The sequence below is a fragment of the Mesobacillus subterraneus genome, from assembly GCF_000934845.1.
Lineage (GTDB): Bacteria > Bacillota > Bacilli > Bacillales > Cytobacillaceae > Mesobacillus > Mesobacillus stamsii.
This window is the reverse complement of sequence record NZ_JXIQ01000137.1, coordinates 1-10549: the sequence shown is the minus strand read 5'-3', so window position 1 is coordinate 10549 and position 10549 is coordinate 1. Positions and strand designations below refer to the sequence as shown.

The 10549-nt window shown below is 40.9% G+C and carries 11 protein-coding genes; 5 read left to right on the top strand and 6 right to left on the bottom strand.

What is annotated here, in order from left to right; translation table 11 throughout:
• The first annotated feature begins 205 nt into the window (after window positions 1-205).
• Window positions 206-1891, top strand: a complete 1686-nt coding sequence (locus UB32_RS16090) for a glycoside hydrolase family 13 protein (RefSeq protein ID WP_044395566.1) — start codon at window positions 206-208, stop codon at window positions 1889-1891.
• A gap of 102 nt (window positions 1892-1993) precedes the next feature.
• Complete coding sequence (pssA, locus tag UB32_RS16085) at window positions 1994-2689, top strand: CDP-diacylglycerol--serine O-phosphatidyltransferase (RefSeq protein ID WP_044395564.1); 696 nt, start codon at window positions 1994-1996, stop codon at window positions 2687-2689.
• A gap of 44 nt (window positions 2690-2733) precedes the next feature.
• Here pssA and UB32_RS16080 read toward each other — a convergent pair whose 3' ends face one another.
• The 3 genes from UB32_RS16080 to UB32_RS16070 all read right to left on the bottom strand — a co-directional run bounded on the left by UB32_RS16080 (window position 2734) and on the right by UB32_RS16070 (window position 4427).
• A complete protein-coding gene (locus UB32_RS16080; RefSeq protein WP_044395561.1) occupies window positions 2734-2928 on the bottom strand; it encodes a CsbD family protein in 195 nt (64 codons plus the stop codon).
• Window positions 2929-3021: 93 nt separating this feature from the next.
• The gene (locus tag UB32_RS16075) at window positions 3022-3375 is read right to left on the bottom strand and encodes a hypothetical protein (protein ID WP_044395559.1); all 354 of its coding nucleotides are present in this window, start codon (window positions 3373-3375) and stop codon (window positions 3022-3024) included.
• 80 nt (window positions 3376-3455) lie between these two features.
• Window positions 3456-4427 (bottom strand): MerR family transcriptional regulator, encoded by a 972-nt coding sequence (locus UB32_RS16070; RefSeq protein WP_044395557.1) that lies wholly within the window; start codon window positions 4425-4427, stop codon window positions 3456-3458.
• Between the two features lie 296 nt (window positions 4428-4723).
• Here UB32_RS16070 and aspA point away from each other — a divergent pair, with 296 nt between their 5' ends.
• Complete coding sequence (aspA, locus tag UB32_RS16065; protein WP_044395555.1) at window positions 4724-6148, top strand: aspartate ammonia-lyase; 1425 nt, start codon at window positions 4724-4726, stop codon at window positions 6146-6148.
• A gap of 42 nt (window positions 6149-6190) precedes the next feature.
• Here aspA and UB32_RS16060 read toward each other — a convergent pair whose 3' ends face one another.
• The gene (locus UB32_RS16060; protein WP_044395552.1) at window positions 6191-7429 is read right to left on the bottom strand and encodes an MFS transporter; all 1239 of its coding nucleotides are present in this window, start codon (window positions 7427-7429) and stop codon (window positions 6191-6193) included.
• A gap of 11 nt (window positions 7430-7440) precedes the next feature.
• Entirely contained in the window at window positions 7441-8043 is a 603-nt protein-coding gene (locus UB32_RS16055; protein ID WP_044395550.1) for a PadR family transcriptional regulator, read from the bottom strand.
• A gap of 170 nt (window positions 8044-8213) precedes the next feature.
• Here UB32_RS16055 and UB32_RS16050 point away from each other — a divergent pair, with 170 nt between their 5' ends.
• A complete protein-coding gene (locus tag UB32_RS16050) occupies window positions 8214-9050 on the top strand; it encodes a formate/nitrite transporter family protein (protein ID WP_044395548.1) in 837 nt (278 codons plus the stop codon).
• Between the two features lie 44 nt (window positions 9051-9094).
• Here UB32_RS16050 and UB32_RS16045 read toward each other — a convergent pair whose 3' ends face one another.
• A complete protein-coding gene (locus UB32_RS16045) occupies window positions 9095-9886 on the bottom strand; it encodes an HAD family hydrolase (RefSeq protein WP_044395546.1) in 792 nt (263 codons plus the stop codon).
• Window positions 9887-10028: 142 nt separating this feature from the next.
• Here UB32_RS16045 and UB32_RS19880 point away from each other — a divergent pair, with 142 nt between their 5' ends.
• Window positions 10029-10175 carry a lmo0937 family membrane protein gene (locus tag UB32_RS19880; RefSeq protein ID WP_128721568.1) on the top strand — a complete coding sequence of 49 codons (147 nt, stop codon included), beginning with the start codon at window positions 10029-10031 and terminating at the stop codon, window positions 10173-10175.
• Window positions 10176-10549 lie beyond the last annotated feature (374 nt).

Sequence of the window (10549 nt, the reverse complement as noted above, 5' to 3'; positions counted from 1 at the left end):
TCAAAGAACGACTTCACTGGTCGGCCCTCCAGCGCTTGTCGGGGCTGACCAAGGCGCTTGCGCTTTTCTTATGAAATGGTTGATATAAGAGGGAAAGAATATTATGATTATCACAGAAACGCAAACGTTTATGTATAGGGTTTTAAATATACAATAAAGAAGATTACCTGCAATACAGCCTCACAATAATTAAGGAGTGACTTGTGTGGAAAAACAATGGTGGAAGGAATCAGTTATATACCAAATATATCCCCGGAGTTTCAAGGATTCCAACGGTGATGGCATTGGTGATATTCCTGGCATTATTTCTAAGCTTGATTATTTAAAAGAATTAGGGATAGACGTAGTATGGCTTTCTCCTGTCTACCAATCTCCGAATGATGATAATGGATATGATATCAGTGATTACCGAAACATTATGGATGATTTTGGAACAATGGAGGATTGGGAGCTTCTATTAAAAGAGATGCATGGAAGAGGACTTAAGTTGATCATGGACCTGGTTGTAAACCATAGTTCTGATGAGCATCAATGGTTTATGGAATCAAAAAAGTCGAAGGATAATCCTTATCGAGATTATTATATTTGGAGACCAGGGAAAGAAGGAAAAGAACCAAATAATTGGCAATCCACTTTCAGCGGCTCTGCATGGCAGTACGATGAAACTACGGAAGAGTATTACCTACATATCTTCAGTAAGAAACAGCCTGATTTAAATTGGGAAAACCCAAAACTTCGCCAAGAAGTGTATGACATGATGAAATTCTGGCTGGAGAAAGGGATCGACGGCTTCCGAATGGATGTGATCAATTTCATTTCTAAAGTAGATGGACTTCCTGATGCTCCAAATCCTGACGAAAAAAAATATGTTTCTGGCAGCAGATTTTTCATGAATGGACCGAGAATTCATGACTACCTCCAGGAAATGCATAAAGAAGCACTTGCTGAATATAATGTAATGACTGTCGGCGAGATGCCAGGTGTCAATGTGGAACAAGCCAAGCTTTACACGGATGAGACCCGGGACGAAGTCAATATGGTCTTTCAATTTGAGCATGTTGACCTCGATTCAGGACCAGGTGGAAAGTGGGACCTTAAACCACTAAAGCTGACAGACTTAAAGCAAAACTTTACTAAATGGCAAACAGGCCTTCAGGAAATCGGATGGAACAGCCTCTACCTGAATAATCATGACCAGCCGCGCATGGTTTCAAGATTTGGTAATGACAAACAATATCGTGTGGAATCCGCGAAGATGCTTGCCACCTTCCTCCATATGCTAAAAGGAACCCCTTATATTTATCAAGGGGAGGAAATTGGGATGACCAATGTCCGCTTTGATTCGATCGAGGATTATAAGGATATTGAGACCTTGAATATGTACGATGAAAAAGTCAATCAGAATGGAGAAGATCCTAAAAAAGTAATGGAATCCATTTACGTAAAAGGGCGCGACAATGCGCGTACACCTTTTCAATGGGATGATAGCGAGCACGGTGGTTTTACTACTGGTACTCCTTGGATTCAAGTGAATTCAAATTATCCAGAGATTAATGCTAGTCAGGCAGTTTTGGATGAGGGTTCTATTTTTCATTATTATCGAAAGTTAATCAAATTAAGGAAAGAGCAGCCGATTATTGTTCATGGCCGCTATGATATTCTGCTTCCAGAAGATGAAAACATCTATGTTTATACTAGAACATTGGATGCACAAAAGCTTCTTGTTATCTTAAATTTTACCGAAGATGAGCAAAGCTTCCCTGTGCCACCAGATCTTCATGAAATGAAAAGCAAAGTTTTGATATCAAATTATGAACCAGCACAAGAATACTCGTCAACCATCCAATTGAGACCATATGAAGCGATTGTATATCTTTTGGATATGAGGTAATATAGTGAAACTATCTATTCAGCAAATAAAAAGATCATTAACTAGGTAGGCTTTCGAGTTGAAATGCTGAAGCCTACAATGTTCTGAGAGTGGTGACAATGAATGCGGTTTACAAAAATGATTCCCAATATGTTTACGCTTGGGAATCTGTATAGTGGTTTTCTTTCGATTGGATTTGCGGCTAATGGCCAATTTAATAATGCAGCTATTTTAATATTGATCGGCATGATGCTCGATAGTATGGACGGAAGACTTGCACGAATGCTCAAGGTGGACAGCCAGCTCGGCAAAGAGCTCGATTCTCTCGCAGACATTGTTACCTTCGGGGTAGCACCGTCATTCCTTGTCTATTATACTTATTTCTATCAATTCGGCATATTGGGGATGATGGTTGCCGGTCTATTTCCGCTTTTCGGTGCTTTCCGCTTGGCAAGGTTCAATATTAGCACGGATAAATCCTCACTTAATTACTTTATTGGCGTTCCAATCACTGCTGCAGGCGGAATCATGGCAATCCTAACATTATTCGGGAACTTGATTCCCAATATTGTAACGACGTTTGTCTTCACTGCTCTTAGCTTCCTCATGGTCAGCAGGGTGAGGATTCCAAGCTTTAAAGAAGTGCCTCTTCCAAAGTATGGAACCATTGTAACCATTTTTCTCGGGTCATTGCTGTTTGTCATCTGGAAAGGAACTTATGATCAATTTCCATATCTCATTTATATCGCCACCCCATTATATATAGCGTATCTTGCATACCGATTTGTAAAAGGGAAAAATAAGAACCATATAGAATAGAACAGGAAAAAGCCTTCGCTAGTTGGAAGGCTTTTTCCTGTTCATTAGTCTCTTGATGAATGGTTAAATGCACGGGATACATCTTCTTTTAAATCCCCGGCAGTTTCTTTTAATTTGCCTTTCCCTTTATCAAGACGGCCTTCTGATTCCATGGATTCATTATTGGTCAGTTTGCCAAATTGCTTTTTCGCTTCCCCCTTTACCTGATCGAAAGCACCTTTTGATTGATCATTATTCATGATTTTGGCCTCCTTTCATGTTGTCTATTCTTTTATACCCGTTTAAAGGGAGGACAAACTCACCAGGCAATTACTTAATACAGAATCTTTGAATTATTGAGTTTGGTTCAGATCCGGAAATTTGACTGGTGTATTTAAAGACAGATGGTCCTTATAGGAGCGGTAAGCAATAACACTGTGATAGTTTGAATGAACATCCAGCTGTAATATTTTAGAACCATTTGTTTCTAGGTAGTATTTCATTTGTCCTTGTACAAGCTCATAGAATGATAACGTAACCCCCAAATAGTTCTTCCTTGTCACTTTATTGTCAGGATGTTCCATCACGTATTGTGCAATCTGCTCTACAGAAGCTGATGGCGTAGAAGTAATGGAATAGAAGGCTGTCTTTGCCTGGCCATACGCTTGATTCAAAGTCTCTTTTGCTTTTTCAAAAAAACGGTTCATGTTTACACCTCCAACTATTCCTTACTATACCCTTTTGTTTGAAAGAGAATCCATGAAAATCTACCAATCATTTGCTGAATCTATTTCCAAATCTTCCACCAATTTCGCTTTGCCTGTTTGGAAACGGCAGTTTCCCTGAAGTTATCTACCATATCCTTGAACATTTCCTCGCGTCGTCTGATTTCTCGTGTTAATTCTTCTCGTTCATTTTGAAGGGTATGAACAAAATATTCACGCTCTTGACTAATAACTTGATTCAGATTCGTCAACTCCTGATTTGTCGTTTCCCGACTGTTGGAAACATAATCAGCAAGTATCTTAAATTCCTCGGAAACCGTTTCAGTTGTTTCATCCAAACGTTTCGCTAGAATGGATAAATCCCTATTTGTTCCAGAGGAAAGCTGATCTACCTTACTCGTCAACTTTATAATTTTCTCATTCGCTCCCTTATACGTTTTAGTCATATTGGAATTTTCTTTGGAATTCCTGTTCACTATTTCTGAAAGCTCCATAATATGCTCATTGGTTCGTTCGCCAGTCTTATAAATGGAGTCCGACAGCGATTTTACTGTTGTGAGAGATCCTTTGGAGATTTCCTTTTTCACCTCTTCCAGAACTTCTTTTCTAATGCTATTTCTGATTTCTGCTTTGACTTCGTCGATTAAGATATCTTTATATTGATCCATAGCCTTCAGGAAGGCTTCATATTCATTTTGACTGTCTGCGAGGGAGGTCCCAGACGATTCAGATGGAAGGGAAAGGCTGGTGTTGGTGGGATTGTATTCCTCGTCAGCAGCCTGGTTTGATTTCATATGATGCTGCAATAGGTCTTTAATCATATCTTTGCTGAGGTTTTTATCCCTCATCTGTTTAATTTTCACCAGCTGATCTATTTCAAAATCCGTATAAAATCTTGCTCCCTGCTTTGTTCTCGGTACTACAAGCAGTCCAGACAGGTCCTTTTCCCACTGTCTGATGGTACCAGTCGGAACATTAATTTTCTTGGAGACTTCTTTAATGGTATATGCTTTTATGAATGGAGCATCAATCATCACGCACATTCCTTTCTGTTTTGTTTTATAAAAAAACGAATTCATACATATAATTCAGCATACAGATTCCTATTTTCCTGCCTGATGACAAAAGCTATCAAAACTAGTGGCATTTCAGCATAATTTCCTGAACAGGTACAAAGTTCGCCATTGCTTTTTTAGAAAAATTTTGGTTTGTGCTGATGATTTTCTGAATTTGATTTACAATACTTATGTAAGCTCACAATTCAGGAAAGGAATCTGATGTTACCTCGATACTTAATTTAAAATTGAAGCATTTTTTGGAGGGGTAGGAAATGAGTCAAGTAAAAGTCCGGATAGAAAAAGATTTCCTGGGAACAAAGGAAGTATTAGCGGAGGCGTATTATGGCATCCAGACATTAAGGGCAGTTGAAAATTTTCCGATTACCGGGTATAGGATACATAGTGAATTAATAAAAGCGATGGCAATGGTAAAAAAAGCAGCGGCGTTAGCCAATATGGAAACAGGCAGGCTGTATGGAGGATTAGGTGAGGTAATCATAAAAGCCGCCGATGAAATCATCCAGGGTCAATGGCATGACCAGTTCATCGTTGATCCAATTCAGGGGGGAGCAGGAACTTCTATCAATATGAATACGAATGAAGTCATCGCAAATCGAGCCCTGGAATTGCTGGGCGAGAAAAAAGGAGACTATTTTACCCTGAGTCCGAACTCTCATGTTAACATGGCGCAATCCACAAATGATGCATTTCCTACGGCTATTCATTTATCTGTTTTGTCCCTGTTGGACAAGCTTTTGGAAACGATGATCATCATGCGCGAAGTTTTTTCGCAGAAATCAAGGGAATTTGATGGAATAATCAAGATGGGAAGGACCCATCTGCAGGATGCTGTACCAATTCGTCTCGGTCAGGAATTCGAAGCTTATACCCGAGTTGTGGAAAGGGATATTGAAAGAATCAAACATACCCGCGGTCACCTATTCGAGGTAAACATGGGTGCGACAGCGGTTGGAACAGGCCTTAATGCCAATCCGAATTATATCAAAAATGTTGTCCGCCACCTCTCTGCAATCAGCGGCTATCCATTGAAAAGTGCAGATCACCTCGTCGATGCCACTCAGAATACAGATGCATATACTACGGTATCGGCGGCATTGAAGGTATGTATGATGAATATGTCGAAAATTGCCAATGATTTACGATTGATGGCTTCCGGACCTAGGGTTGGTTTTAATGAAATTTCCTTGCCCTCCAGGCAGCCGGGTTCTTCTATCATGCCGGGTAAAGTGAACCCGGTCATCCCAGAAGTCATTAATCAAGTCGCATTCCAGGTTATTGGGAATGACCATACCATCTGCCTAGCTTCAGAAGCAGGCCAGCTTGAACTGAATGTCATGGAACCGGTTCTCGTTTTCAATCTCATTCAATCGATCAGCATCATGAACAACGGTTTTAAGGTATTTACAGACCATTGCCTTGTCGGAATCGAAGCAAATAAGGAAAAACTGGAAAAGGATGTAGAAAGAAGCGTAGGGATAATCACTGCTGTTAATCCCCATCTCGGGTATGAAGCAGTTTCACGAATCGCCAGGGAAGCCATCCTCACCGGAAAATCGGTAAGAGAGCTATGCCTGGCATACGATGTTTTGACAGAGGAAGAACTCGATCTTATTCTTAATCCATATGAAATGACCAATCCTGGCATAGCTGGAGAAGAGCTGCTGAATAAAGATTGATTTTTAATAAGCCGTTGGTATGTTTCCAACGGCTTGGTTTGTCTATGCTCCTATACTCTTTGCTTCAACATTTTTTTTCATATTGATTGCTAATGCAATTGTACCAAGGAAAAAGGTTGCTATGCCAGCACCTATTAGTACCCCTGAAACACCAATCCATTTAGCAAGCATTGCACCTGCAGCAGGAGCGACGAGCATGGAGAATGTTTGCAGGGAAGCTGCTGCAGAAGAAACCCTGCCCATGATATTCTTTGGCGTTTCTGATTGCAGGACATATCCAAATGGAACACCTTCTGCAGAAGCCAGGATTCCAAGCAGAAATACACCAGCAATCCATAAAATCTTCGGAAGTTCGAAAACACCGTACACACTTACTCCAATAAGGAGGATGAGAAGGCCACTTATCACAGAAGCTAAAGCCATCAGCTGGATGGGCTGTTTTTTCCAGCTTGTAAATCGGCCAAGGAGAAGGGCGCCCACTACACTTCCGAAACCAACAGAACTGATCAGCAAGCCGAATTCCTCACCAGCAAAACCAAGATTTTGTGCGACAAAAACAAACAAACCATCATAGAGAAAAATAAGAAAGAAACCAAGGGAGGAGAGGGTGATTGCTGCCTTTAAAATCCTTGCAGAGAAGATGTGACTGATGCCTTCTTTGAAATCTTCCAAATAAGATTTTTCTTGTTTTTTTTCGGAAGGTTCTGTTTCGATTTTTGGCATGGCCATCAATATAAGAACGGCAATCAGAAAGCCTGCCGCTTCAAAGATAAAGGGGCTTCTGACCCCGAAAAGCGCGATCAATCCACCACCCATGGCTGGGCCGATAATTTTCATCGTATTGACTGAAAGCTGGCTTAAAGTCACAGCTTCGGACAGTTCATCATCAGTGACTGTATGCCTGATCGCACTCTGTCTCGCAGGATCATAGAGTGCTGCGACCGTGGCCTTAAGAAATACAAACAACAGCATTACATAAAGATTTGGCGCGAAAAACATACCAGCAACAAACAAGCTTCTAAATAATAAGCAGGTGATCATCAATGTCTTCTGAGGAAGTCTGTCAACAAAAACACTAGCTAGAGGACCGATAACCACCCAGGGAATTCCCGTGATGATGATTACTGAAGCGATTGCTGCTTCTCCAAGTTCCCAATGATAGGCAATGATCACTTGGACCGCAATAAAATCAAGCCAGTTTCCTAAATCAGAAAACACCTGTGCCCCAAAAAGTGAACGATATGCTTTGTTCTTCAGAGGTTTAAAGATACCAGTCTCCATATTCCAGCCTCCTAACTGTCGCTTTTAAGTGCGGCTTTTCTACGTGCCATTTGTTTCTCTCCAAGCTTCTTCGGATCCTGGCCTTCAGGAAGCTCATTATGCTCCAGGAGGAAGAGGGATTCTTTTATCCAAGTAAGCTCAGCCTCTAGTTTTAACTCGGCAAACCTCATTGCAAGCATTCCGACACTATTAATATACGATGTGTTGTTTTGCTTCCATTCATTAACGAAATTCAGGATCTCCTGTGACTCCTTTGCCCTGTCTTTCAGATGTTCAGCCAAGATTTTGACATCCATTTCATTGTGCCAGGCAGCCATCTTCATGAATAACTCATCCCTTATTGCAGGAGGTTCAGGCTTTCTGGCAAGCCAGCCTTCCAATTCAACCCAGCCTTTGCCAGTAAGTTCATATAGCTTTTTCTTTCGCCCTCCTGTCTCTAATTCGATCGTGGTGATGAATCCCTCTTTTTCAAGCTTTTTTAGTTTAGGATAAAGACTGCCGTAACTTATGCCCCAGAATAGACCTGCTGCTTTATGCTCAAATTCAGACTTGATGTCATAACCGGTACTTGGACGGAAGCTGATGACTGCAAGGATGGAATGTTCAATGGACATGTTCCACGCTCCTTTATTATTAAATGTATCAATATGATATATCAATATGATATGTTTAATTATAAAAAATGTCAAAAAATAAGGAATCACTGTTTTTTTGTTGGATAAAGGGGAATTAATCGATTAAAAGAATGTTCAATGAATGCATCTAAAGAACAGGAGGAATGAAATTGGCATTTCGTAAACCACAGGAAATTGCACAAGTGACTATTGACTCTGGCATATTTAAGGCTGCAATGCCGGTAAAGAACATGCTTGCATTAGGATTTCTCGGAGGAGCGTTTATCGCAATTGGCTATCTTTTGGACATCAGGGTGATTGCGAACCTTCCGCATGAATGGGGGTCATTCGGTACATTTCTAGGTGCTTCGGTTTTCCCCTTAGGGTTGATCTTGATCCTTCTTGCCGGGGGAGAATTGTTAACGGGAAATATGACAGCTGTTTCAATGGCCAGTCTCGCGAAGAAAGTAAAGGTAAAGATGCTTTTGAAAAATTGGTTCTGGATTACGTTAAGCAATTTCGTAGGGGCCCTGTTTGTAGCCTATTTTTTTGGTCATATTGTCGGTTTGACCGAAACAGGTGCTTATCTTGATAAGACGGTCGCTGTAGCAGGTGCAAAACTGGATTCGAGTTTTTGGGTGGCATTTATTTCAGGAATTGGTTGTAACTGGCTTGTTGGTCTGGCGGTATGGCTATCCTATGGTGCATCCGACATGACAGGAAAGATTTTGGCGATTTGGTTCCCAATTATGGGCTTCGTTGCCATAGGATTTCAGCATGTGGTTGCAAACATGTTCGTCATTCCGGCAGCCATTTTTGCTGGTTATTATAGCTGGAGTGAATACTTCACCAACTTTGTCCCGGTGTACTTAGGCAACGCAGTAGGTGGAGGCGTTTTTGTGGCTTTGATTTATTGGATAAGCTATAAAGATGCCATTATAAAGCAAGCGGAACAGAGCGAAGATCAATTTTCAAAAGCAAGCGCGAAGAAAAAGGCTGTAAGGTAAACAAAACGGAACCTCTAACCTAGAGGTTCCGTTTTGTTTTTAGGTTAAGATTCAATCAACCCAAGGGATTTTAAACCATTATATATTCCAGAATTGGTAACTGAAGTCGTTTTATGTTTTGCATGTGGAAACAGGTCCGGATGTGCGTTGCCCATCGCAAATCCCTCTCCTACATAGGACAGCATTTCCTTGTCATTCATCCCGTCTCCAAAAGCAATGGATTCCTCGCTTTTTATCCCGAGCTTGTTAAGAAGAAATTTCACACCAATGCCCTTGTTCACATGATCACGTATGACGTCGAAACAATGTTGCATACCCTCCACGTTCACTTGTGATAAATGGATTCCTCCATTGATCTGGTAAAGTGAGTCACCGTTGTTTCCGGCAGTGATGATTGTCATTCCAAGAACTTCTTCCATGACATCCTCTGTTAAAAGATCGTTCTGGCGCAAATGGAATTGTTTTTGAAATGCTTGTACCGCTTCCGGTTCCAGGCTAGTAAAGTAATTTTTTGAATTCGTATAACACACTACTTCATGGCCATAAGCACTGGAAACGTTTAAGATGTAACTTACATCCTCGGGTTTCATAGGTTCGGCAAAAATAATATCGCCTTCATAGATGCCTAGTGCACCGTTATATCCGATAAAAGAGGTAATTTGAAGCTCCTCTGCAAGGTCCGATAGTTCATGGAGCGGACGTCCTGTGGCCAACACAACCTCCATATTTTGTTTCTTCATTTCCTTAATGGCAACCCTGGTAGTCTCCTCAATGGTGTGATCAGGCCTTAAAACAGTTCCGTCTATGTCTAGAAATAAAATTTTGTATGGTCCCATGTGAATTTCTCCTATCTTTAAAATGAATAGTTTAAGTTTTACACAAGGACACCGGTGTTAGCAAATATTTGTCAAAGTTTAATAAAAATACGAGGTGGGTAAACTTTAACAAAGACATTAGTTTGGAAGGAGATGCTTGCCAATGTTATGGACAATTGCCGGAATTTTACTTGTTCTCTGGGTGCTGGGACTGATTTTCAAAGTAGCCGGAGGAATCATTCACATCCTTCTCGTAATCGGCATCATACTGATTGCATATAAAGCAATCAAAGGAAGATCGACAGGTTGATCATCGACTAAAGGGCAGCGGCAAATTGTCGCTGTCTTTTCATTTGCATGGGGATATGGTGGATTTGGATTATTGGGAACTTGTTTTTCCAGTATGTGGAGATTAGGAACACCAAAAGAGCTGATTGGGACAACGATTATCCAATATATGGAGATTTTGAGCACCAATAGGGCTGATTGGGACTATGATTTTCCAGTATGTGGAGATTCAGAGCACCAATAGGGCTGATTGGGACTACGATTTACCAGTATGTGGAGATTCGGAGCACCAATAGGGCTGATTGAGACTAAGATTTTCCAGTATGTGGAGATTTGGAGCACCAATAGAGCTTATTGGGACTGCGATTATCCAATATGTGGAGATTCGGAGCACCA